The sequence below is a fragment of the Vibrio sp. 1CM2L genome (assembly GCF_023161695.1).
GTDB lineage: Bacteria > Pseudomonadota > Gammaproteobacteria > Enterobacterales > Vibrionaceae > Vibrio > Vibrio coralliirubri.
On the sequence record NZ_JALNTT010000001.1, the window covers coordinates 973,258 to 997,345 of the forward strand.

At 44.8% G+C, this 24,088-nt stretch carries 23 protein-coding genes; 11 read left to right on the forward strand and 12 right to left on the reverse strand.

The genetic code is table 11. From position 1 onward, the window contains the following. Positions 1 to 221: 221 nt before the first annotated feature. On the forward strand, positions 222 to 1,100 hold the full coding sequence (locus MSG34_RS04225; RefSeq protein ID WP_248336364.1) for a 6-carboxytetrahydropterin synthase: 879 nt from the start codon (positions 222 to 224) through the stop codon (positions 1,098 to 1,100). 98 nt (positions 1,101 to 1,198) lie between these two features. Here the strand turns inward: MSG34_RS04225 and MSG34_RS04230 are convergent, their stop codons facing one another. Together MSG34_RS04230 and MSG34_RS04235 are read right to left on the reverse strand one after the other, a co-directional pair. Further along, positions 1,199 to 2,239: an acyltransferase family protein gene (locus tag MSG34_RS04230; protein WP_248336365.1), complete on the reverse strand. Its 1,041-nt coding sequence runs from the start codon at positions 2,237 to 2,239 to the stop codon at positions 1,199 to 1,201. A 123-nt stretch (positions 2,240 to 2,362) separates the two neighbouring features. Then, on the reverse strand, positions 2,363 to 3,319 hold the full coding sequence (locus MSG34_RS04235; RefSeq protein WP_048610304.1) for an AEC family transporter: 957 nt from the start codon (positions 3,317 to 3,319) through the stop codon (positions 2,363 to 2,365). Between the two features lie 176 nt (positions 3,320 to 3,495). Here MSG34_RS04235 and MSG34_RS04240 point away from each other — a divergent pair, with 176 nt between their 5' ends. Beyond that, positions 3,496 to 4,089, forward strand: coding sequence for a TetR/AcrR family transcriptional regulator (locus tag MSG34_RS04240; protein ID WP_008216752.1), 594 nt, complete (start codon positions 3,496 to 3,498; stop codon positions 4,087 to 4,089). Positions 4,090 to 4,346: 257 nt separating this feature from the next. Beyond that, entirely contained in the window at positions 4,347 to 5,195 is an 849-nt protein-coding gene (locus tag MSG34_RS04245) for an alpha/beta hydrolase (RefSeq protein ID WP_048610017.1), read from the forward strand. Positions 5,196 to 5,353: 158 nt separating this feature from the next. Here the strand turns inward: MSG34_RS04245 and MSG34_RS04250 are convergent, their stop codons facing one another. Further along, positions 5,354 to 7,888 carry a glycosyl hydrolase family 18 protein gene (locus MSG34_RS04250; protein WP_248336366.1) on the reverse strand — a complete coding sequence of 845 codons (2,535 nt, stop codon included), beginning with the start codon at positions 7,886 to 7,888 and terminating at the stop codon, positions 5,354 to 5,356. Between the two features lie 400 nt (positions 7,889 to 8,288). After that, complete coding sequence (locus MSG34_RS04255) at positions 8,289 to 8,753, reverse strand: DUF2850 domain-containing protein (protein ID WP_017065063.1); 465 nt, start codon at positions 8,751 to 8,753, stop codon at positions 8,289 to 8,291. A 307-nt stretch (positions 8,754 to 9,060) separates the two neighbouring features. On the opposite strand from MSG34_RS04255, the gene MSG34_RS04260 reads away from it, so the two are divergent. After that, positions 9,061 to 9,342: a pyrimidine/purine nucleoside phosphorylase gene (locus MSG34_RS04260; RefSeq protein ID WP_248336367.1), complete on the forward strand. Its 282-nt coding sequence runs from the start codon at positions 9,061 to 9,063 to the stop codon at positions 9,340 to 9,342. 225 nt (positions 9,343 to 9,567) lie between these two features. Here the strand turns inward: MSG34_RS04260 and MSG34_RS04265 are convergent, their stop codons facing one another. Beyond that, positions 9,568 to 10,440, reverse strand: a complete 873-nt coding sequence (locus MSG34_RS04265) for a pirin family protein (RefSeq protein WP_248336368.1) — start codon at positions 10,438 to 10,440, stop codon at positions 9,568 to 9,570. Between the two features lie 158 nt (positions 10,441 to 10,598). Here MSG34_RS04265 and MSG34_RS04270 point away from each other — a divergent pair, with 158 nt between their 5' ends. After that, on the forward strand, positions 10,599 to 10,883 hold the full coding sequence (locus MSG34_RS04270) for a hypothetical protein (RefSeq protein WP_048610009.1): 285 nt from the start codon (positions 10,599 to 10,601) through the stop codon (positions 10,881 to 10,883). Between the two features lie 25 nt (positions 10,884 to 10,908). Here the strand turns inward: MSG34_RS04270 and MSG34_RS04275 are convergent, their stop codons facing one another. Next, a complete protein-coding gene (locus MSG34_RS04275) occupies positions 10,909 to 12,099 on the reverse strand; it encodes a GGDEF domain-containing protein (protein ID WP_248336507.1) in 1,191 nt (396 codons plus the stop codon). A gap of 302 nt (positions 12,100 to 12,401) precedes the next feature. Here MSG34_RS04275 and MSG34_RS04280 point away from each other — a divergent pair, with 302 nt between their 5' ends. Next, the gene (locus MSG34_RS04280) at positions 12,402 to 12,740 is read left to right on the forward strand and encodes a DUF1840 domain-containing protein (protein WP_248336369.1); all 339 of its coding nucleotides are present in this window, start codon (positions 12,402 to 12,404) and stop codon (positions 12,738 to 12,740) included. A 170-nt stretch (positions 12,741 to 12,910) separates the two neighbouring features. On the opposite strand, the gene MSG34_RS04285 is transcribed toward MSG34_RS04280, so the two are convergent. Continuing rightward, positions 12,911 to 13,693, reverse strand: coding sequence for a hypothetical protein (locus tag MSG34_RS04285; RefSeq protein ID WP_248336370.1), 783 nt, complete (start codon positions 13,691 to 13,693; stop codon positions 12,911 to 12,913). A 369-nt stretch (positions 13,694 to 14,062) separates the two neighbouring features. On the opposite strand from MSG34_RS04285, the gene uhpT reads away from it, so the two are divergent. From uhpT to manA, 5 genes are all read left to right on the forward strand, one after another. Continuing rightward, the gene (uhpT, locus tag MSG34_RS04290) at positions 14,063 to 15,457 is read left to right on the forward strand and encodes a hexose-6-phosphate:phosphate antiporter (protein WP_052879412.1); all 1,395 of its coding nucleotides are present in this window, start codon (positions 14,063 to 14,065) and stop codon (positions 15,455 to 15,457) included. Positions 15,458 to 15,604: 147 nt separating this feature from the next. Further along, on the forward strand, positions 15,605 to 16,213 hold the full coding sequence (gene uhpA / locus MSG34_RS04295; RefSeq protein ID WP_017061545.1) for a transcriptional regulator UhpA: 609 nt from the start codon (positions 15,605 to 15,607) through the stop codon (positions 16,211 to 16,213). Further along, complete coding sequence (gene uhpB, locus MSG34_RS04300; protein WP_282449633.1) at positions 16,213 to 17,709, forward strand: signal transduction histidine-protein kinase/phosphatase UhpB; 1,497 nt, start codon at positions 16,213 to 16,215, stop codon at positions 17,707 to 17,709. Before uhpA ends, uhpB begins: the two co-directional genes overlap by 1 nt. Positions 17,710 to 17,717: 8 nt before the next feature. Then, on the forward strand, positions 17,718 to 19,058 hold the full coding sequence (locus MSG34_RS04305) for an MFS transporter (protein ID WP_248336371.1): 1,341 nt from the start codon (positions 17,718 to 17,720) through the stop codon (positions 19,056 to 19,058). A gap of 291 nt (positions 19,059 to 19,349) precedes the next feature. After that, on the forward strand, positions 19,350 to 20,555 hold the full coding sequence (manA, locus tag MSG34_RS04310; protein ID WP_248336372.1) for a mannose-6-phosphate isomerase, class I: 1,206 nt from the start codon (positions 19,350 to 19,352) through the stop codon (positions 20,553 to 20,555). Here manA and MSG34_RS04315 read toward each other — a convergent pair. The 5 genes from MSG34_RS04315 to MSG34_RS04335 form a co-directional block, all read right to left on the reverse strand. Further along, positions 20,552 to 21,076: a GNAT family N-acetyltransferase gene (locus MSG34_RS04315; RefSeq protein ID WP_248336373.1), complete on the reverse strand. Its 525-nt coding sequence runs from the start codon at positions 21,074 to 21,076 to the stop codon at positions 20,552 to 20,554. The genes manA and MSG34_RS04315 overlap by 4 nt on opposite strands. A gap of 96 nt (positions 21,077 to 21,172) precedes the next feature. Beyond that, a complete protein-coding gene (locus MSG34_RS04320) occupies positions 21,173 to 21,430 on the reverse strand; it encodes a YdcH family protein (protein WP_009846137.1) in 258 nt (85 codons plus the stop codon). Between the two features lie 467 nt (positions 21,431 to 21,897). Then, entirely contained in the window at positions 21,898 to 22,887 is a 990-nt protein-coding gene (locus tag MSG34_RS04325; protein ID WP_248336374.1) for a rhodanese-related sulfurtransferase, read from the reverse strand. 266 nt (positions 22,888 to 23,153) lie between these two features. Beyond that, complete coding sequence (locus tag MSG34_RS04330; RefSeq protein ID WP_248336375.1) at positions 23,154 to 23,585, reverse strand: GNAT family N-acetyltransferase; 432 nt, start codon at positions 23,583 to 23,585, stop codon at positions 23,154 to 23,156. Positions 23,586 to 23,660: 75 nt separating this feature from the next. Next, positions 23,661 to 23,996, reverse strand: coding sequence for a 5-carboxymethyl-2-hydroxymuconate Delta-isomerase (locus MSG34_RS04335; RefSeq protein WP_248336376.1), 336 nt, complete (start codon positions 23,994 to 23,996; stop codon positions 23,661 to 23,663). Between the last annotated feature and the right edge of the window lie 92 nt (positions 23,997 to 24,088).

Below are 24,088 nucleotides of genomic sequence, written 5' to 3' on the forward strand. Positions count from 1 at the left end.
ATCCCCACTCGGTTTATGGCTATTCGCATCAGGCTGGTCTATGTTTTAGCGGAAATTGTATGTAGTTTGTTCTTTTCTCGGAAGAGGGTGTAAAAAGGTGGACTTTATAAGCGCGTTGTAACATCCTGCCCGTCCTATTTTATCTAGACACCAATGAGACGAAGTGCCTGCTGAACATTATTCAGCCTCCCGTATCTCATTAAAGTATTAAGGAGTTCAACTTGAACCTGTTTGTAAGAGACCTTACCGTTATCGATTCTTCATACATCTGTGAACACAGAGGGGTCGTAGGAGATAGTTGGATTTTAGATGTCACCATGTCTGGTGAACTTAATGAAATGAGCATGGTGCTGGATTTTAGCAAGGTCAAAAAGCAGATCAAACAGCTTGTCGATGAGCATGTTGATCACCGTTTGCTGCTGCCAATGCAAAACGCTGCAATTGTTCTTCAAGCGAGCAAAGCGGGCTACTCTAAGGTTGACGTGCTGCGTGGTGATAAGAGCCTTCATCTACATTGCCCTGATGAAGCATATTGTCTGATTGATGCAGACGCGATCACCATTGAGAGTGTGACCGCACACGTTTACAATATTCTTCGCGATAACCTACCAAGTAACGTCACAGGGTTAGAGATCACCCTTCGTCATGAGAACATTAATGGCGCGTTCTATCACTACACCCATGGTTTGAAAAAGCATGATGGCAACTGCCAACGCATCGCGCATGGTCACCGTTCTCCAGTAGAAATTGTGGTTGATGGTCAGCGTGACGAGCAACGCGAACAAGCATTTGCTCAGCGTTGGGAAGACATTTATTTAGGTTCTAAAGAAGACCAAGTTTCTGTTTCATCACTTAACCTGAGTGAACACGCGAACAGTGTTAATGATGAAAGTCACTATGGCTTCCGCTACACCGCGCCACAAGGCGAATTTGAGCTAGCGATTGCTAAGAGTGAGACGGAAATTTTACCGACCGATACCACGGTGGAATTACTTGCGGGTTATATTGCGGATCAAGTTGAACCGAGCCTAGCAGAGAACCAATCACTACAAATCGTCGCTTATGAAGGTGTTGGCAAGGGCGCAATGGCGTTCCGATAACACTCCAGCGAGTGACAGACTCTCGTTACTGACATGATGAAATAAAGGCAAGATAATCCGTTATCTTGCCTTTATTTTTTGTGGCTCTTAAAACTGATTTAGCGAAGTAGCACACGTCGTAGTGGTGTTTTCTCGATTCCAACAACCAACCCGAAGCTCAACAATACGGTGCCAAAAAATACCGTAACGTCTTTTGCCAGTTCCGTAATGCCTAACACTCCACAGACATTGAACAACACGATAATGATCAGCAGATGGCTGACGTAGATACCCAGCATGCGATTTGAAATGGCGCGAACCCAAGCGTAGTTACCCATGTTTGGATTTGCTAAAAGCCACATGAACACGCCCATCCCCCACAGCGCCGTGCCAAACAAGAAATCATTCATGTTGAATCCGACGTCGAACGTGGTGAGCCATGCCGCCTCAGCAAAGTGAATCAACATGCCTAACGCTAATAACCCCAACGCTTTAGTTGATGACACCTTCCATTGATTCTGACGAATAAGGAAACCTAAGGTCACCATTAACGTGCTAAAGAACGGGCCATTACGCGTGAAGAAGGGTGCTTCTAACCCGGTTAGCGTAGCGTAGCTGCCTGCCAAAACACCATAAACGTAAAGTACAATGGCCGCCGGGAATAGCAGTTTGTCGAGTTTCATTTCGACTATCAAAGCAATGATCAAAACGGCACATACGAGAGCGGGAATAAACCATAAATGAACCAATCCACCTTCTAAGAAAGAGTTAAGTGGCGTGTTCATTAAGAAACCCCAATAGCCTTGGCGCTCACCTAGGTATCCAAACTCTTCTACTTTCGCGAGGTTGAATGGCATCACTAAGCAAATGATACTCCATGCCAACCAAACCTTAAGCAGTGGTTTAGAGTAGTTAATGACGGTCTGCCAGGGGGCTGCAGTCAACTTGGGCTGAATAAGATAACCGGAAATTAGGAAAAATAGAGGTACCGCAAAACGAGCGGTTTGGTTGAGTATATAACCGATCCAAGGCACTTCATCTATTTGCCAATAAGTGAGTGCCATTTGACCGTGTAAACCAATGATCGCCAAGATAGCAATCACTCGGCCTAACTCGATACTGGCGATGTGTTGTGAAGGCGTATGTTGAACGGAAGACATATCAGATCTCTTAGTAAAATTTTTACGAAATCTAGCAGTCTTTATGCCCAACCAGTTAGTCCTAAATCAAGGCTTATGACCTTTGTTTCAAGGCTTGTGTCGGTTTTTTGAAGCCTGTCGCAGCTATATTAAATCCATTGCAGTAAGTACAAAAATACCGAGAGTACAAGTGATAAGAGAAACAACAGTAGTAAGCGCGATGATGTTAGCCGCCAGTGTTGAGTTTCCTCCCATCGCACGAGCCATAACGTAGCTTGCCGCTGCCGTTGGTGCCGCGCTCATCAAGAAGATAAGCCCGAGATCGAGCCCTTCAAATCCTAAGTACCCAGCCGCCAGTGTAATCAGTAACGGTGAGGCAATTAACTTGTAGCTAGAGGCGAACCACGTCGACAATTTTTCTTGTTTGAGTGAGCTGATGTCTAGCGACCCACCGGTACAAAGCAGTGCTAAAGGCAACGTCATGTTGGCAAAGTATTGACCAGCGTCAGTGACCATTTTTGGGATAGGAATAGAAAGCGCATAGAAGACGACCGCTAAGAAAATAGCGATGATCAATGGGTTTTTGGTAATCGACTTAGCGATTACTTTAATCGCTTTCGCGCCTGTGTCTTCGCCTTTGGGTGTCAGTGCAATCACGGCTTGAATGTTATACAGCACGGTTAGAGATGCGACATAGATAGCCGCCAATGCCACGCCTTGGTTGCCATAGATATTAGCCACATAGGCGAGGCCGATGATCGCGGTATTAGCGCGAAATCCACCTTGGACAATCACACCTTGATCTTTCGAACCTTTGAATACCAACTTGGTCGAGAAAATCGTGAACAAGAAAAAGACAAAGTTAGCGATGACGCCAAACGCAACTAACGCGCTACTGGCTGAAAAGTTGTGATTCGATTGAACAATACTCAGAAATAGCATTGCGGGCAGGGTGACTTGAAAGACGACCTTAGATGCGACATCAATGAAATTGTCATTGATTAAGCCGATTCGCTTGAGCATCACACCAAGAAACAGCATTAAACAGATAGGGCCTGTTACCGACGCCGAAAACGCAAACTGTTCCCAAAGTGTGTTCATTCTCTTTCCCTAGTTATTAAACTCAATAATCGGTTAACTCAAATTCCTTTGAATACTGTCGCATTTTTCCACAGTTCTTTGATAAGACAAAATGAATACCTAGGGTTAAGTAAAAAATCTTGAAAAAAAGAACGAACGTGCTAAAAATAATGTATCAGATTTATTATTGGTGAATAATGAGCAAGGGAAAGATAACCAAAGAGTATATTTTGAGCCACGCATTCGCGCTTGCGAGTGAGAATGGGCTTGAGAGTTTGACGATTGGCGAGTTAGCCAAGCAGTGTGGCATGTCTAAGAGTGGCTTGTTTGCACACTTCAACTCTAAAGAGAACCTGCAACTCTCTGTACTCGAATATTCCAACGCCATATTCACTGAAAGAGTCATCATTCCCGCAAGAGAGCTGGGGGATGGTGATATTGAAGCGAAATTGAAACAGTTGCTCGACAATTGGCTAGGCTGGAACCATTCGTTCCAAGGCAGTTGCATGTTTATTGATGCATGGAAAGATGCGGGCAGTGAAACGTCTGTGATTCAGAAAGCACTGCAGAAAACGATTTCAGTGTGGATTGATTACTTGACGATTCAGGTAGCAAAAGCGGTTGAGAGCAAACAGTTCAGAGCCGATTTAGATCCTAAACAGGCAACCTTTGAGTTATACGGCCTCTACTTGAGTGCGAACTTGTTCTACTCGTTACGAGGCCAACAAGCGAGCCACACCCACTTTTGGAGTGGTGTAGAGCGCTTAATCGCTAGCTGGAAGGCGGTTTAACTCGTAAATCACTTAGTTCGGCAAACCATAGAGTTTGCAAACCAGTTAGTTTGTAAGCTTCTTAGCTCGCAAACTATTGAACTCGTAAAGCATGTGACTTTGCGTAACTACGGTTTGCAAAAGACTTTAAGAGAAGTGGCGGCAAGCAGTCATAAAAAGCGCTATCGCCATTTTTTATACCAACAAATAGCACGGTCGTTCGATTTTTTAGGGCCGAGCTCGATCCGCCAATGATGATGGCGATACAAGGAACGGTCATGAGTGACAAAATCTACTTTAATACATCGAACAAATTCAGCTTCAAGCGCAGCTTAATTGGCGCAACAACCAATCTGCATTACATCTTAGCGCCGAGCCATGCGAAGAAAACGGCACGTAAGCTGCTGCTCACTCCAATGCGTACCGAGCAAAAAAATGCTGATCCCCAAGGGCTTATCAAGAGTGAAATTGAAGGTCGTGATGGCGTTTTAAAAACCTATTCTTTAGGTACGGGGCCTGTTTGGGTGCTGACTCATGGTTGGTCTGGCACCGCGAGTCAGTTCTTCCCTTTGATGGAACACATCGCCGCCAAAGGTTTTACGGCTCTGGCTTACGATCATCCTGCTCATGGTGGCAGCGATGGTGTACATGGTCATATTCCTGCGTTTGTAAATGGTTTGGAAGCGATTCTCGATTCGGTAGGTGAGGTAGCTGGTTTGGTCGGTCACAGCATGGGTACGGCTTCTGCGTTGGAATGTAAGCACGTTAAATTGGAAAACAAGCCATTATTGCTGATTGCACCTGTGTTGGATTATCTAGAAAACCTATTTGGCAGCGTCGCGCGTTCAGGTTACTCAATGAAACTGTTTGAAGCGGTAGTCGGAGAAGTAGAAGAGCAGTTTAACTACCCAATTCAGTCTGTTGATCCCTATGGAAAGCTAGCGCTTCGAGAGTCTCAAACGATCATCGTTCATGATGAGCAAGACAAGTTTACTAAGTTTGATGTGTCTCAGCGTGCTGCTAATGAAATGGGTCGCGTTACTTTAATTGCGACTCAAGGGCAGGGCCATGGGCGAGTAATGAAGTGCCCACAAGTATTCGAGAGCTTTGATAACTTGATTGGCTAAGTCCAACGATCGTAAGTCAGTAGGACGCCAGTAAAAAGATCGTAAGCTCAAAGGTCAGAAAACATAAATAAAAAGGCCAACCAGACATTATCTGGTTGGCCTTTGTTTTATGGATTTAGTTGATGCTTAGTTGGTGTTTAGCTCAACCCTATTTTTAGTTAACAGCTTGCAGGACCAATCTCTTTCCACACGCCCCATTGGCCTGTCGTTGTTGGATCTTCACCGGTTGTCCACCATTTCGCTTCCCAAATCTTACCGCCTTGAGTCACTTGGTCGCCACCAGTGTAAACCGCGCCTGAATCCCAAGCGTTAGTACACGTACCGCCGCCTGTGGTTTTCTTAAGAACTTTCACTGAAGTAGCCGCTACTGATGCCTCTGTGCCATCGCTGACTGTTACAGAGAAGTTCAGCGTTGTATCTTGCGTGTATTCCGCCGCGACAAAGCTCACTGAAGAACCTTGAACCGTTGCATCAATACCAGCAAGTACATCCCATGTGAAGGTCAATGTGTCTTGGTCAGCATCGCTCGAAGCCGAAGCATCAACCACGACTGCATCACCCGCATTAACTTCAGCCGGAGCCGTAACCACAGCAACTGGTGCTGTATTGACTGGGCCCGTGTCTTTAGGGGGTACGGTTACAACAACGGTGTCCGTTGCAGTAGCACCTTCGTTATCAGTTACCGTTAGGCTGAACGTGAGTACTTCTTGTTGAGCGACTTCAACCACATCGAAGCTTGCAACAGCGGCATTAGCGTTCGCTAACGTTACTGCCGAACCACTTACTTGTGACCAAGCGTAGCTAGCGATTGTACCGTCGCTGTCTTTTGAAGCGCTGCCATCTAGAGAAACAGAAGCTGGACCTTCAACCGATTGGTCTGCGCCTGCAGCTGCGGTTGGTTTGCGGTTTACAGGTTCTGTTGTACCGCCCGCAAGACCTTCATGCATTGCATTCAGGATGTCGCCGTTATCTGCATCAATTTCCCAAGAGAAAAGACCTGCAAGACCAAGGCTACGAACGTACGCGCCTTTTGCTTTAACTGAGCGGTCATCATCAAATGTGATTAGCTGACCTGAAGTGCGGTTCCAAACGTAAGGCGCTTCTGCCATTTCGTCGTAACCATATTCAAAGCCGTTGATGCCTTGGTTGTTTGCACCAAGCATGTTCGCCTTAATGCCTTTGTAATCAATAACGCCATCTTCCCATACGCCTTGCGCAGAGCTACCTTTCAGTTTGCCATTACCCACCCCTGTCATAGGGTCGCTAGGATCTGAAAGTGATGATGGTAATACGCCTTCCCAACCACGACCGTACATCGCTGTACCAACAACAAGTTTGTTCGCAGGAACGCCTTGCTCAAGCAGCAATTGGATGCCGTTGTCTGTGGTGTAAGCTGGGCCTGTGTATTGTTCGCCATTTTCATCAAGGCCTGTGCCATCACATTGACCAGGACGCATGAAGTTACCGCAGTTGAGCGCTGTTTGGTGACCTAATACGTTGTTCCAACCACCATAGAAGTCGTAAGTCATTGCGAAGATGTAATCCATGTATTGGATAGCATCGCCGTAGTCCACGTCTTCAATCTTATCGTGGCCGACACCAATCGCAGAAGTGAGCTCGTAAGTACGACCGTTTTCCGCTTCTAGCTCATCCAGCATCACGCGAAGTTCTGCCATCAGGGCTATGTAAGCTGGGCCATCATTTACTGGGTCACCAAGGTCTGGCGCCGCACCGCCTCCACCAGGGAATTCCCAATCGATATCCACACCGTCGTAGAATTTCCATGTGTTTAGGAATTTCTTAACAGACGCAACGAAGGTGTCACGGTTGGCTTTGGTTGTGAAATCAAAGAACGGGTCAGACAGCGTCCAGCCACCAATCGATGGGATGATCTTCAAATCAGGATTACGCTGTTTTAGCGCCATCATCATTGCGTAGTTACCCTTGATAGGTGAGCTGTATTCGTGTCCCGCTTGAGGGAAGCTTTTCTGGAAAGCAGCCCAAGGGTCATGAATCACCACTTCGTAATCGTTAACACCCTGACAAGCTGTCATGAGTGCGTTGTAGCTGTTACCGCCTACTGATTTAACTGATTCGTTTGGACCACAAATTGGGATGAAGCCATAAAGGATATGGGTCAAGTTGTCAGCGGGTAGGTTATCAACGGTGTAATCACGGCCGTAAATACCCCACTCCACAAAGTAAGTACCGACTACCGTGTTTGGATCTGTGTTGTATGACTTGTTGTTCGGATCCACATTCATCGCAAGTGGCGCTAAGTGTGAGCCATCGGTATCAGCGATCGTGATTTGAGCTGGTGCGCTCTTGCTACAACCTGTTTCGTCACACGCTTCGATTTCCATCTCAAATAAGCCGCCTTGGCCGTATTCGAAAGAAGCTGTGGTTTGGCTACCAGTGATTGGGCCGGTGGCTACTTTAACGCCATCAAAGTAGATGTTGTACGTGTTTCCTGACGTTCCGCTCCATTGGTTGAACTTAACGTCGACCTTTGCTTTATCGTGATATTTCACCATCTGGTTGTAGCCAGAGGTGGTTTCCATCGCGAGTTCAATTTTAGAAAATTGCAGGTTGTTGGAACCGTACATGTCGATGCTAGGTGCTGTTGGAGCAGCTAATGCTGTACCAGATAGCGCTAGAGCAATGCTTGCAGCACAGGTATTTATACGAATCATACTATTTCTCTCATTCCTTGAAGATTACGAGAACCCAATGGCCCCATAAACGGCTCCAATCAGTTTTGAAGGAGCTTCCCAGTCAGTATTCGAGAGAGTTTTAATTTCATAACTGAAAATAAATCCGTTTTCGATGGACAACTAAAAAATTGTATCTTGTTACAATTCTGTTGCTTAATGAATGAGAGGCTGAGTCCATGTTTTATAAAATAAAACACCCTTCAGTAGGAAAATCTCACAAGTGAAAATTCACGACATGAAGTTATGAAAAGGTGCGACAAACTATAAGAAAATACTGTGGATTGAAGCAGAATCACAAAGTGAAGTATGTTGAGCGAGCGGGGTCGATCGACGAGTAAACTAGAAGGCGACTGCAGTTCGGAGTAAGGAGAAGCGAGGTCTATCTTTTGAATTGCTCAGCTAAGGAAGCGCGTCGTTGTTGCATGACACTATGGGTATCACCAGTCGCAGTATCTTCGTAGCCTTCTTTAATAAATTGCTGAGATGGTACGCTTGGCTCTAATCGCTTTAAGCGAGGCGAATCGTAAGTACCACTGATGGTGTAAACGGTGGTTCCAGAGCCAGTGTTGATCGTGACGATCTTCCCGTCAAAATCGAATGAGGTAGTGATAAGACGATGATTCATCATCACACCGTTTTCTGAAAGTGTCAGGATGTCGGTGTTGTAAGGTGGCGCCGCAATCTCTATCCATGTGCCATAGACGTTGCTTGGGCTGACAGATTGCTGGTGGGCTTGGTAAGCAAAATAGCCGGCGGTGAGGGCAACCATAAAGCCAGCTAATAGGAAGCCGTAGAGTAACGAGTTGGCAAATAGATCTCTGCTTTTAGTCGGCTTTTTTGCCATTATCTCTTCATTTTTCGACTGATATTGTTTTAGATTCTATTAACTAAAACCTTAGTTTGCAAAAATTGTTCTAAGAGTTAGAAGCAGGATCGAATGTTCTAATAAATGTGGTTGCGTTAGTGATTTTTAGCCTTGCTCCTCAGTATTTACGCTATCAATGAAAGCGAATTCCAGAAATGCTTAAGCTATGCGTATTTATTTCTTGTAGGAAAGTCTCGAATTGGTTAAAACAATTATCACCTAAATTTACGCATAGGCTTACTCGGTGAGCTCAATAATTGCAATTTGAAGATAACAAGGAAGTACAATGATTAAAGAAAACAAATACTTTGAAGGCGGCGTTAAGTCGTTAGCGTTTAACCAGTCTGGTGCTGATGTGAGTGTTGGTGTAATGGCGGCTGGTGAGTACACTTTTGGTACTGCGGCTCCAGAAAAGATGACCGTTGTTAAAGGTGCTTTGATTGTAAAGCGTGTTGGTGATCATGACTGGACGACATACCAATCTGGTGAGTCTTTTGACGTTGCGGGTGACTCTTCATTCGACCTACAGGTAAAAGAAGCGACGGCTTACCTATGTGAGTACTTGTAATCAGATCTAAATTTGTTCAATCAGGGCATCGTTTGTCTCTGATTGAATAGAAAAAAACCACGCTCTAGGAGCGTGGTTAAATAAGTGATAGTAACCGGCAGTGGATAGTGTCACTTGTTTTTGTAGTCATCAAATGGATGACCAAATCGTTGTTCGTTGCAAAATATCTTCAATCTTCAATCTTCAATCTTCAAAGCTCAAAGCTCAAAGCTCAAAGCCAAGACATCAGTAAGTCTCAAACACACCGTTGTTGTAGTCTTGAATTGTCTGTTCAATCTCTTCCATCGAGTTCATGACAAACGGACCATAGTGCACAACAGGTTCATTAATCGGTTCACCAGAAAAAATCAGTACCCCTGAATCTTCCAAGCTACCCAAAGACAGCAAGTCAGCTTTGGTGAGCAGGGCAAGTTGACCTTGGTTGATCACTTTGTCGCCGATCTTAATACTACCCTTGTACACGTAAGTCATGGCATTGTGATTAACATTAGTCCCTAACGTGACTTTTTGCCCAGAATGAGAGCGCCAATCCGCAACGCTTAATGGCACACCTGTTTTCTGTAATGGACCCTGCGCTCGTAAAGCCTCTGAATCATCGTCAATTTGGTTGTGCAGTTCAAACCCTCCAGCAATCACTCTTAACAAGCCACTTTGTTCACTTTGATGTTCCGCGATGCTTTCACTTTGGAAATCGTGATACTGCGCCGGTTGCATTTTGTGTGTCGCAGGTTGGTTTATCCAAATCTGAAAACCATGTAGCGCACCTTCTTCCATCATTGGCATTTCGCTGTGAATGACACCACGGCCTGCGGCCATCCATTGAGCGCCGCCGCTGCGTAGCTCTCCAACATTCCCCATATGGTCTTTGTGTTGGAAGTGACCTTGGAGCATATAAGTGAGCGTTTCTATCCCACGGTGAGGATGTGGAGGAAAGCCGCCAACATAGTCTTTGCTTTCATCCGACTTCAGTTCATCAATCATTAAAAATGGAGAGAAGCGTGCGTTGTTAAAACCTGCGAGTCGTTGGATTTTGACGCCGTCACCATCTGAGGTGGCATGTGCTGCAATCACATGATCTACTGCTCTTACATTCGTCATTTTGAAACCCTCGTAAACTTGAATAGCTGTAGTTTATGTAATTTGATTTAAAAAGAAGATGGCACAACGTTGAGTGACTTATTCGAAAATCTTGAACAGGTAACAATATGAAATTATGTCTATACTTGAATAGAGAGTAGACCGCCAAGGAGGCCGCTATGGCAGTTCAGCAAAAACATGGCGAAAGGCATGGTCGGATGGGTTTTGATAACGACTTTACAACGGAGCAAAGTCAGCGTTTTACAGAGGTTGCAAACAGCGCCGTTAAACGCCGCGTGAAAAAACGTGAGATAGAAGCGCCGTTTATTGAGTCAGCTAAGCAAGCCGCTTTTAAAACCGTAGTGAGGCGACCTAAAGGGAATAACCCAAACCGAACACGTCAAGTCATATGGATTATTATGATCGGGTTAGTGAGCCTTTGGCTTATGTATCTTGCAGGTTAGCAGCGCCGCTCAGTTATAGGAATGGCTAGCGTTGGCGCGTTTTTAATAGCGTAACATTGTTCCCTTCAATCTTCGCTTCAAAGCAATCTTCAAGTTCAGATGAATCTGGTGCTGAGCTAACAAGGCTCGTTGGTAGTTCTTCTATCAGGGTCGATACTGGGTTGTCGTGATAATAAGCATATCGGTTTTTTCCTGAATGCTTGGCAACATACATCGCTTTATCAGCACATCTCGTCAGCTCATGCAATTCTTGGGCATCTTGCGGGTATAAAGCAACCCCAACACTTAACGTCAATTCCTTGATTCTCTCGTTTGTTTGGCAGCCGCTTTCAAACAGCCCGCAGATCCTATCTAGAATGCCGTCTAGATCTTTACGAGTTGGCACATCGTAGAGCATCAGAACAAACTCGTCTCCAGCAAAGCGCGCGATGGAATAATCGTATTCATGGCTTTTTCTGTCTCTGGTTCGAATATTGTTGCTCAAGCGATTGGCAAAATGCTGTAAGACACTGTCTCCCACATCGTGCCCGTAGCTGTCGTTAATGCCTTTAAAGTCATCAATATCTAAAAAGACTAATGCCGTAAGTGATCGCTCACTATCTACTGTTGCTAGTTTTTCTGTCGCCCAGCGTTCAAAGCTCCAACGGTTTGCCAAGCCGGTTAGCTGATCTCTGTAGGCGAGATCTTCAATGCCTTCTTTATACAGGCGTTGAATATAACTGACGGCTTTTGTGTAGTAATAGGCGGATGTGTGGCACACCAAGCTCATGGTAAATAAGCTAAGGACAAATCTGTGTGTGCTGTTAAATGGTAAAGAAAAGTTGCTAGGCATTGCTGTGATCAAGGTGCTGATGAACAGGCAAAACGAGGTGCTGAAGATAATGCCAATTCGGAAATCATTAATGAAAATGACCGCGGCCAAAATTGGGTAGAGCCAAAGTATGCGGTCGGGGATAGCGTGACTGTACAAGAATAGGATGACGCCCTGAACTAGAAGAACACCACTCAAAATCAATTCGGAATACTCAGGATTGATGACTTTTCTTACATATAAAGCGTTCGAGATGGCAATGATGGCGAAGCACAGTTCGAACATTGACAACGTGTAATGCTCGCCTTGGAAGTAAGCCCAAGTATAGAAAATGAATAACGCAGCGGCAGTCAGTGAAAAGGAGTGGACAATTTTTTGCTTGCGGGTGGATCGTATGTCCGCCATTTCTTCTAGGTGTCTGCCGACGAGCCTTTTCATGTGATTTGTGCCAAAGTTTTTGATAATGGTGTTAATAGTAGATTAAATAATAGTCATTGCGGAGTGTTAGTCGTCTTTTTAGTGTGACTACTATCAAGGTTTCATATTAAATTGATGTGACTCATAATAATTATTGATGCGTGTCACTGAAGGTGCAGAGTTTTCTGATGACGAGCGAGGTACTTGGAGCGATTTGAATATTATCTACTTGCTTTCCAGTGAGTTACTCCACATAGTTTGTAAACGACCAAAATTAAGAAAGGCTCATTATGTTAATTACCTTTAGTTGTAAAGCTCATGCTAGCGTCACGATGTTTGGTGAAGTTGGCCTTCAATTTATCAAGATGCTTGGGCATAGCGGCTCCATCCCAGGTGCTATGGAAGCTTCAGAGGTTCCTCAAGCTCTGGATAATCTACGTGCTGCGATTGCAGCAGAGCAGAGCAAGCCCTTAGAGCAAGTAAATACTGATGACGACAATGAAGAAGAGGTGGTTGAAGCACCTGTAAATATCGGTAGCCGAGCGTTCCCACTGGTTGAATTATTAAAGGCCGCCATCAAGGATGAATGCGAAGTGATGTGGGAAGACGGTAGCGGTAAACGACTGTAGTACAATGCACGCGAAACGTAACAAGCCTATTGAATCTATTTTAATAAGAATGAATGTGAACCAGTATCGGACACACCATGGAGTTTGATGGTGATGAACCGATACTGGTGTTGTATTTGATCTGCGATTTAGAAGCTAATAACTAATAACGAACCGCTCATAACGAAAAGCTAGCTGGCTTTGTTAAATCGAATCGATTGTATTTTCTTTTCACTACCATCTAGGTAAGCGTAGCTTTCTAAGATCCAAAGCTGGCTATTGAGCATTCCCAATTCAATGCGAACATCAGCACTATTCACACCCTCATAGATGACATCTTGGATGTTAGTTGGATAAAAATTGTAACGATTATTTTGAGATTGAGGCTCGCCAGCAAAGTTGACATTTACCTGGGTAGCTTGGTTAATGACATCCATTTGGTAGCCTTGAGCTTCATCGTAAGAGAACTGAGCCGTTAGGTTGACTCCTTGTGAATTAGCTACGCTCACCTCTGCTTGACTAATGCTGTTCAGTTTTCCTGTCGACTCTAAGTCCGAGATGGTATCCAGAGTGTTAACGTGATTGTGGATAGTGACATCCCATTCGCCAATGAAATTATTGAGCTCTTCCCAATTTTGTTGCTTCGTCTCTGTTGCTGTTGCTGTTGCTGCTGCAGCGTTCACGTTGGTATGCGCAATGGCTTCGTTACGGCTATCGTGACGGATGTTGTCTCGATTACTTCTAATGTCGTTACCTGCACCTGCAACCCCGCCGGCTACTCCGCCGACAACGGCACTTTTCATTGCTAGCTCTGCATCACCAGTTAATGCACCTATCGTGAGTCCTAACAGTGCGCCACCGACAGCGCCCTGCTTAGTGCTCGCATTGGGATCATCTTCACCGGGTGTCACACATCCAGCAAGTAGTGGAAGGCTGATAGCAATCGCAAGTGATGATTTGACCATTGAATTCATAGTTGGAACCTAAAAATGTGTTTATAAAAGGATTCAAACTTTATCAATGCAATGTCAGGCAACCATTATGAATAATGCTTTGTTTGTTGCGAAGTGTTTCACTTGTTTCTGTTTGTTTACAAGGCTTGTCAGCCTTGAAATGAGAGACTTTTGTTATCGATATATCAATCCATAACAGACCGTAAACAAAGTGATGCTGTTCACGCTTTCTTGACTCCCAATTCTGAACTAAGAATTTTTCCTAGTTATTCTAAGACCCTCTCTCATGCGGTCGATTTTTAGACTCCTTATTATTTCCCTGTCAAATAACAAACAATGAATGGTCGCAATTATACCGTGCAGACCTCATAAATAATAAGAGAGTTCACAATGTTAAAGTTCCTAGATCAGGTTCGAAAACCGACGCTGGATCTTCCGGTCGAAACTAGAAGAAAAATGTGGTTTAAACCATTCCTACAATCTTACCTCGTCGTGTTCATTGGTTATCTAACCATGTATTTGATCCGTAAGAACTTCAATGTCGCGCAAAACGACATGATTTCTACTTATGGATTATCGATGACGGATCTAGGTCTTATCGGTCTGGGTTTCTCTATCACTTACGGTATCGGTAAAACGGTTGTTTCCTATTATGCCGATGGTAAAAACACCAAGCAGTTCCTGCCATTTATGCTTGTCCTTTCTGGTATTGCCATGTTGGGCTTCAGCTTCAGTATGGGCGGCGGCAGCGCTAGCTTATTCTTGATGGTTGCCTTCTATGCGTTGAGTGGTTTCTTCCAAAGTACCGGCGGTCCTTCAAGCTACTCGACCATCACTAAATGGACGCCTCGTAACAAGCGTGGTTCTTATTTAGGCCTTTGGAATATGTCGCACAACGTGGGTGGCGCAGGTGCGGCTGGTGTTGCTCTGTTCGGCGCTAACTACCTATTTGATGGCAACGTGATCGGTATGTTCGTGTTCCCATCAATCATTGCGATTGTGGTTGGCTTTATTGGTATGCGCTTTGGTAATGACTCTCCAGAAGCCTATGGTCTAGGTACGGTTGAAGAGTTGTTTGATGAAGAAGTCAGCGAAGAAGATACGGCTGCTGAAGAAAATCAAATGACTAAGAAAGAGATCTTTGTTGAATACATCCTGAAAAACAAAGTGATCTGGTTGCTCTGCTTCGCGAATATCTTCTTATACATTGTTCGTATCGGTATCGATCAATGGTCTACCGTTTATGCGTATCAAGAGCTAGGTCTATCAAAGGAAACGGCGATTTCAGGCTTCACTTTGTTTGAGGTTGGTGCACTGGTCGGCACGCTAATGTGGGGCTATTTATCAGACCTTGCGAACGGACGCCGTGCTTTGGTTGCTTGTGTGTCGCTTGGCCTTATCATCGTTTCTCTAGAGTTCTATCAACATGCAACCAGTGAGTTCATGTACTTAGCATCACTGTTTGTGCTTGGTTTCCTTGTGTTTGGTCCTCAGTTGCTGATTGGTGTTGCTGCAGTAGGTTTCGTGCCTAAGAAAGCAATCAGTGTTGCGGATGGTGTGAAAGGCACATTTGCTTACTTAATTGGTGACAGCTTTGCCAAACTTGGCCTAGGTATGATTGCAGACGGCACGCCTATTTTTGGCTTAACGGGTTGGAAAGGCACGTTCGCAGCGCTTGATACGTCAGCTGCCATTTGTATCGTGTTACTGCTATTCGTTGCGGTTGCGGAAGAGAAGAAGATTCGCCACGCTAAGAAAATGCACTTAGCGTCTCAAAACGCGTAGCGAGTCTCACGTGCTTTATTGGTTTAAAGCACGTGAGATCATACCAATCGTTAGTTCGATTCAGTATCATCTCTATCAATAAACTTAATTTTAGATAGCTCCTGTTGGGGCTATTTTTCTTTCTTACTCTTAATTTTGGTTAATATCATGATTAATGTTGCGCTTGTTGATGACCACGTCATTGTTCGATCTGGCTTTGCTCAATTACTCAGTCTTGAAGCTGATATTACGGTCGTGGGGGAATTCAACTCTGCGGCAGAAGCGCGCCTAGGATTGCCAAGTTGTCACCCTGATGTCGTGATCTTGGATATCTCAATGCAGGACGAAAGTGGCCTGAGCTTATTGGAAGAGATTCCATCTGGCATTGCCAGCATCATGTTGAGCGTTCATGACTCTCCGGCGATGGTTGAGAAGTCATTAGAGTTAGGAGCCAAAGGTTATCTCAGCAAGCGCTGTAGCCCTGATGAGTTAATCCAAGCCGTACACACGAGCGCAAATGGTGGCTGTTATCTCACACCTGATATCGCCATAAAGCTTGCGACACCCATGAAGAATAAAGCCTCTTTAAATCAGCTCACCCGCCGAGAAAGCGAAGTGTGCCAGTTATTGGCAACAGGGCTCGATGTAAAATCTATCGCCGTAGAGCTAGGGGTTAGCCATAAAACGGTGCATGTACACCGTGCCAATGCGATGGACAAACTCAATGTTAAGAATAACGTCGAGTTAGCGAAACTGTTTACACAAGACCAGTACTAATGCGTTCTTACCTAGCCACCTCCCTGTGTGGGATTTTTATGGCTGGCTGTGCATGGTTCTGTTTGTGGGTTATTGCCTTCTATTTCATTAATGACCCTGAGTTAGCCATTCTGCTTTTCCCATTTTCACTTCGATTGGGAATGACGCTGCACACTCGCACCCACTATTGGCCCGCTATCTATATTGCAGAGTGGGGGCTTGCGATTTCTTTAGCTCTGCTACTTGATGAACCTCAATGGCTGACGATACTCATCGCCAGTGGGTTGAGTATTCCTGCCACTCTAATTGCCAAGCGTTATTATTCTGGTGACCAAAATCGTCACTTGTTAGTGATGGCGAGCTTAATCATGGTCACAGCATTTATTAATGTTGCCGTGGTGGGCTCTCATGTACCAGCCGTTTACATGGTGTGGTTAGCGAGTATCACGGGTGGATTGATGCTGGTGCCTATGTGTTATCTGGTCTGGAACTATCTATTCCAAAATAAGTGGGCGCCGCTGAGCTCTTACTTAATCCATAATGTTGTAGAGTTCAAAATTCGTCACATCGCTTTATACAGTGTGTTGCTGGTGGCCAGTATTTTGATACAAACCAGTTTGCCTGATGAACTAAGGCGCTTCGCCCCATTTTGTATGGCGATCCCTATTATCTTGCTGGCCGTTCGCTACGGGTGGCAAGGCGCTTTACTGGCGACTCTGTTAAACAGTGTTGCGCTGATTGCTGCTCATAGCGGAACGTCCAAACTCGAAATTACCGACTTACTCTTGTCTTTATCAGCTCAAACTATTACCGGTATATTGCTTGGCCTTGCGGTTCAAAAGCAGAAAGATCTCAACTCTAAATTGCGAAGCGAGCTTTCCAGAAACCAAAACCTTTCACGCCAGCTCATAACAGCTGAAGAGTCGGTTCGTCGTGATATTGCGCGTGAGCTGCATGATGAAATTGGCCAAAACATCACGGCAATTCGTACGCAGGCAAGCATTATTAAACGTGTCGATGCGGCTGAGATGAGCGTTCGCTGTGCGGGGACGATTGAGTCATTGTCTTTGAATGTTTATGACACCACCAAACGTCTACTTACAAAATTAAGGCCTAAGATGCTGGACGATCTTGACCTAAAAGATTCCGTGGAACAGCTTATTAGAGAGATGGAGTTTTCGGATCACGGCGTTGATATCCAGTTAAATTGGCAAGGTGATTACTCGTGTTTGAGTGACACGCTTAAGGTCACTATCTTCAGGCTGTGCCAAGAATCTCTAAACAATGCCTCTAAATACGCCAACGCGAGCGAAATCAGAATTGAACTAATTCTAGGTGACCAGGCTTATCTTCAGATATCAGATAATGGCATTGGTTTTACAGCGCAAGATCTTCTCAAAGGAATGGGTGTTCGCGGTATGCAAGAGCGTGTTCAGGCGCTCGGCGGCAAGATGACAATCAACGCTAATGGCTCGTCTTCGGGTACCAATATCAGCGTTACATTACCCAAAGTGTGAGAACGAATATGTTTGGATTTCTGCGCTCAACAACGTCGAAGAGTGATGCTCTAGCTGATGATGAGGTCAACCAGAGTTATCGCTACTGGCGTCTTCATATCATGATAGGTATGTATGTCGGCTATGCGGGTTTTTACTTCACTCGTAAAACCTTTAATTATGCCGCGCCAGCCATGATCACCGATCTTGGTTTGGACAAAGGCGATATCGGCTTAATTGGTACGCTCTTTTATCTTTCTTATGGCTTATCGAAATTTATCTCAGGCACGATATCGGATCGGTCGAACCCTCGCTACTTCATGGGGCTTGGCCTAATCGCGACTGGTTTGATAAATATCGCGTTTGGCTTTTCGAGTTCGTTAGCGGCTTTTATCTCGCTATGGGTACTGAATGCATGGTTCCAAGGTTGGGGCTGGCCATCGTGTTCCAAGTTATTGACGACTTGGTATTCTCGCTCCGAAAGAGGCTTTCGCTGGGCAATCTGGAATACAGCGCACAACGTTGGTGGAGCGCTTATCCCTATTCTTGTGGGTTATCTAACGCTGCAGTTCAGTTGGCGAGCTGGGTTTATCTGGCCGGGTGTGATTGGTGTTTTTATCGGTCTTATTGTCTGCTGGCGCTTACGTGACAAGCCCACCACCATGGGACTTCCGACGGTAGGGAAGTGGCGCAGTGACCATCTAGAATTAGCGCAAGAGAGCCATGGGCAAGGGTTAAGCTATCGAGAAATCCTAAAAACCTATGTGTTCAGCAATAAGTACATTTGGTTGCTCGCCTTTAGTTATGTGTTGGTTTACATCGTAAGAACGGCAGTTAACGACTGGGGCAACTTATATCTCACCGAAGAGCACGATTACAGTTTGATAAACGCCAACACTGCGTTGTCTCTGTTTGAGATTGGAGGTTTCGTTGGTTCACTTGTTGCTGGGTGGGGATCGGATAGGCTGTTTGGTGGAAACCGAGGCCCGATGAACATCTTGTTTGCGATTGGTATCTTCCTCTCGGTATCGGCTTTATGGCTTATGCCTTTAACCAACTTTGTGTTTCAGGCGGCTGGGTTGTTTTGTGTTGGCTTTTTTGTTTTTGGCCCTCAAATGCTCATTGGTATGGCGGCGGCGGAATGTTCACATAAAGATTCTGCCGGGGCGGCGACAGGCTTTGTTGGCTTGTTTGCTTACATGGGCGCAGCACTCTCTGGTTACCCATTAGCGCTCGTTCTAGAAACTTACGGTTGGAGTGGGTTCTTCATTACCATCTCCACTTGTGCGGCCGTTATTGGCTTGCTGTTACTGCCTTTCCTACAAGCTCAATCGCCTCAGAAAAGTGCAGAGGTTCGCTCTGGCTTTTAAGGATCGATAACAAGATAGTCACTAGTGTTTGTATTCAGATGCTTGTATCGCTGCTGTATCCAGTGCGATACAAACCGCTATCTTATTCTCAGCGCTTTCTACGCGTGATATTCAAATGTGACTCTTTTCACGCTTTTCATCGTTCTCACCTTTTTCTAAGAATTTTTCCTATTGCGTCTAAGACCTCATCTCATGTGGGTTCTAGCTGCGCTCTGTAGTCTTTCTAATTATTTACGTTATTAGAAATCAGCTCTCTGAATTGTGTTCAAAGGGCTCACTACGGAAAACGCCATGTCACTCAGCCACTTCTCAGAACACTCATTTTTCCCAATGGAAAACACCATCCAAAACTATGCATGGGGAAGTATTTCTTCGATACGTGAACTGTTTGGCTTCAAAAATGAGTCACAAGAGCCGCAAGCGGAAGTTTGGATGGGAGCACACCCGAAAGGTTGCTCAATGGTCAAGCTGGACCAACATTTAGTGCCTCTCTCTGAGTTGATTAATAAGAATAAACAGGCTTATCTATCAAGCGATATTGCGCAGGAGTTCGGTGAATTGCCGTTCTTGTTTAAGATCTTAGCGGCAGAAAAAGCGCTGTCTGTTCAGGTCCATCCAAACAAGCACCAAGCTGAAATTGGCTTTGCGAGAGAAGAACAAGCAAGCATTCCTTTGGCCGCAGGACACCGTAATTACAAGGATTCAAACCATAAACCAGAATTGGTTTACGCGATCACTGAATATCAAGCGATGAATGGCTTTCGAGAATTCGATGAAATATTAGGTTTGTTCAGACAGTTGGATTCGAGCGAGTTGTCTGGTTTGGTTGAAGAGTTTGGCAACCACCTTGATTCTCGCGGTTTAGAAGCATTTTTTCGGGATCTGCTAACGTTGAATGACCAATGTAAACACCGTGCATTAGAGCAACTTCTGACTTACGCAGAATCTCATCAAGACCAAGCTGAGTTTGCTTTGGTTACTGAGCTTAGCCATCAATACCCGAACGATATCGGACTATTTTGTGTTCTGCTGCTTAACTTGATCACATTGGAGCCTGGTGAAGCGATGTATTTGAACGCAAACACTCCACATGCTTACATTAAGGGAACCGGGCTTGAGATTATGGCTAATTCAGACAACGTGTTGCGCGCTGGTTTAACGCCAAAACACATTGATGTCCCTGAGTTAGTCGCGTGTACAGAGTTTACGCCAATTCCGTTTGATCGCTTGTTATTGGCACCCTCAAAACTGGGTCAATGTGATCGCTATGATATCCCGGTCAGTGACTTTGATTTCAATATCTTTCATGGCCCAAAGCAAGAAGAAGTCATCACAAGTGGTGCTGAAATCTTAATGGCAATCGATGATGATTTAACGCTAATGAGCCAGAAAGGTGAACACCTAACACTCACCAAAGGGCAATCGGTATTTATCCCTGCCTATATTGGTCATTACGAATTGAGCAGTAATGGGCGAGTGGCTAGGGCGTTTAATTAGAGATGGTGTTTGTAGTCTGGATTGAGCTCCATCCCCACAAAATTATCATCTCCTTCATCTACAACGTGGTAGCCAAGCGATTGATAAAAGTTAATAGCACGAGCATTACTTTTAAAACTCGACAGAGTCACTTGGCTTCGTTGCTCTTCCATGGTTCTCTTATGTATGAGAGTCATGACTTGCTTGCCAAGCGAACGGCCTTGGTATTGAGGGAAAATGATCAGCAGATGAATATGGTATGCGTTGTCATAAGGCTTAAAGCAGACGAGTCCCACTCTTTCATTTTCACTATATATCCAATGAAACCAAGAGGGATGGTAATCGTTTAAAAGTCGTTGGCGTTGGAAGTCGTCCTCCCAGCCGAAAGCGCTATCTACGTGTATGAAGATACCTTGTTTAACACACGCAAACAGTTCATCGAATTCAGAATTTGAAACAAGTTGGAACTGTATATTTTCTTCTGTTATTGCCACTTTGCTCGCTTCCTTATCAAGCGCCTTTGAATAAGCAAACAGTAACATAATTGAAGAAGCTGAATTCGCTTAGATTTGCGATGTGATAAAACCAAAAAGCCATGCGTAGTGCATGGCTTAAAATAGAGTTTTGGACTGATTTTTCTATACGATCTTAAGCGCGTGATGGCGCGTGAGCTGTTTGTGTAGCGAGTCTTTTAGCTCCATGCGTTCTACTTTGAGGTTGTGCATGCTGTCGTCATCAATAGGGCTGCCAGAGATTTCTAGCTGACGGATGTCGTAGTCGAGTTGGTGGTATTTCTGCATGTCTGCTTTGAATTTTTCGTCGTCGTGGTTGAGCTGAACAATGTCTAATTTAAGATCTGGGAAATCTAAGATAAAGGCATGGTTTTCATTGAGCATTGGCACTTCCTCTCTAGTCGAATTTTTAGGGCGTGTTGATCTTTCGAGCTTGTTTTTGCGGCGAATTGCTGGGTATGTCTACAAGGCAGAGGCTTTGATGTGTAGCTAGCCTACATGAAAGGCCGATAACGTAGTAGAAATAACCAGCAAACGCTGCCCGAAGGGTTCGGCTAAAAGCGTTTTACTCTTTGTTGAGGGAGATTTGCTTAGAATGACTAGGCTACTTCTCCCTCGCCGCGATTAAAACGCTTTTATCTCGAACAAAATCTAACCGCGGAAGGTCAACACGCCCTGACAGTATAGAAGTAATTTTTCGAAAGAAATGTGGTTCAAAACACAAAGCCGTAAAGCGATCAAAAAAGGGCGCAAACTCGTGGGATTATCCTCGAACTTGCGCCCTTTTGTATGTATATAGCTAACTATTTATAGTTATATGTTTAGAACTATAAGAGTTTAAAGCAGAAAGTTTACTTTGCTTTCTTGCCAGAGCGTTGCTGCTCTTTGTGTGCAAGCTTTTCTTTTTTGCGTTGCTCGATAAGGTGAGCAGCTTCGCCACCTACGTGGGTTTCGCCACGAGCACTCGACAGTTGAACTTGCTTTTCACGTTCGCGGAAACGGGCTTTCTGCTCGTCGCTGTGCTTATCAATACACTTAGGGCAGCTTACCCCTTTCTCGAAGTGTTCAGAGGCTTTGTCTTCGTCTGTGATTGGCAGGCGACACGCGTTACACACATCGTAGCCGCTCTTTTCTAGCTGGTGGTTTACTGCAACACGACCATCAAATACGTAGCAGTCGCCTTCCCACATGCTCTCTTCTTCAGGCACTTCTTCTAGGTACTTAAGAATGCCGCCTTCAAGGTGGTAAACCTCATCAAAGCCTTGCTCTTTCATGTAGGCTGTTGATTTTTCACAACGAATACCGCCAGTACAGAACATCGCGACTTTCTTGTGTTTCTTAGGGTCGAGATTGTCTTCAACGTATTGAGGGAATTCACGGAAGGTTTCTGTGTTTGGGTTTACAGCATTTTTGAAGGTGCCGATGTCCACTTCGTAGTCGTTACGAGTATCAACCAGAATCACATCAGGATCAGAGATCAATGCGTTCCATTCGTTTGGTTTAACGTAAGTGCCGACAACGTGGCGTGGGTCGATGCCCTCAACGCCCATGGTTACGATCTCTTTCTTAAGCTTAACCTTGGTGCGGTTGAATGGTTGTTCTTCGTTGAACGACTCTTTGTAAACAACATCCGCCAAGCGAGAATCTTGTTTGAACCATTGAAGAAGGGCGTCGATAGATTCGCGCTTACCTGCAACGGTGCCGTTGATACCTTCACTCGCAAGTAACAAAGTACCGCGGATTTGGTTGGCTTCTAACACGTCGGTTAGTGGCTGGCGAATTTCTTGGTAATCATCAAGTGCTACGAATTTATACAGAGCACATACAACATATTGAGACATGGTTTTTCCTTTCTGCGAGCTGGAACGTAAATCCAGAGCGGTTGCCTGTTTTGATCAGAACTGAGTACTTCAACTTAGTTCTGTCTTGTTGGCTTATTAAAATCAGGCGCAGTATAACCAAGGCGGTGCGGGACAAAAACCAACCAAACGTAGGGCTATATAACATCATTTTTGGTGTGGCTTTAGGTGTGGTAAAAAGGCCGTTATTTGATAAGGAATGTTAGCTCAAATAAGCAGTGGTGTTGTGTTGTCTTTTGAATACTTGGCTAAGAACTTATGTAGTATCTCATCTCAATGAGTTGGTGTTCTCCGACGATTTCTACTTCACGAATGAACTCAAAGCCAAGCTTTTCATAGTAACCTTTTAGGTATTGATGGGCGTGGATTTCAATGACTTTGGCACCATGTTCAGAGGCGTGTTTTAGAAGTGCGCGAACAATTTTAGACGCGATACCAAATCTTCGATAAGGCTGCAGAACAGCAACACGTGCCATGGTTGAGTGTCCTGATTCATCAATGTGCAAGCGTGCCGTCGCGACTAAATTATCTTCATCGGTGATGAGTGCATGATGTGAGACAGGATCGAGCCCATCAAGATCCAACACATGGGGAATACCTTGTTCAACAACGAATACTTGATGACGAATGGACTGTGCTTGCGTTATCAATTCTGGGTTTTTACCAATCACCAATTCCATTTCATTGCTCCATGCTGTTAACGAATGTTTTTAGAATCCCTTATTGTTGCGGGGATGTACGCTTGTGATTTGCCTTTAAACTAAGGCTTTTGAATAGCTGCTTGTCTCAATATCAATGATCTCAACGGTCAGCGAAGCATTAGATAGTGAAAGAGTCAGTAATTGATCCAATATGGACTTGGAGAGCATCGCTTTAACGCTTTCGCTACGCCCAGACAAAATACGCACAAAGACATGCACGAAGTCTTCTTTTACTTCACCGGTTTGGTAATGTTGATAGGCAAGGCTGCGTACTTTGATGTCTTCTCCTGTTGGTGAGAACAACTGAGATTCCATCGCGCCGAGAAACACTTTTTGGTTGAGTTGCTGACCATCAATAGTGGATGAGTGTTCGATAATACAATGCGGCAAAACTGATGTCCTTTCTGTGCTTTATGGAGACCTAAAATTAAGGCCAATGTGACTCTCTTGTTGAGAATGACATTGGCCTTTAATGCTGACTT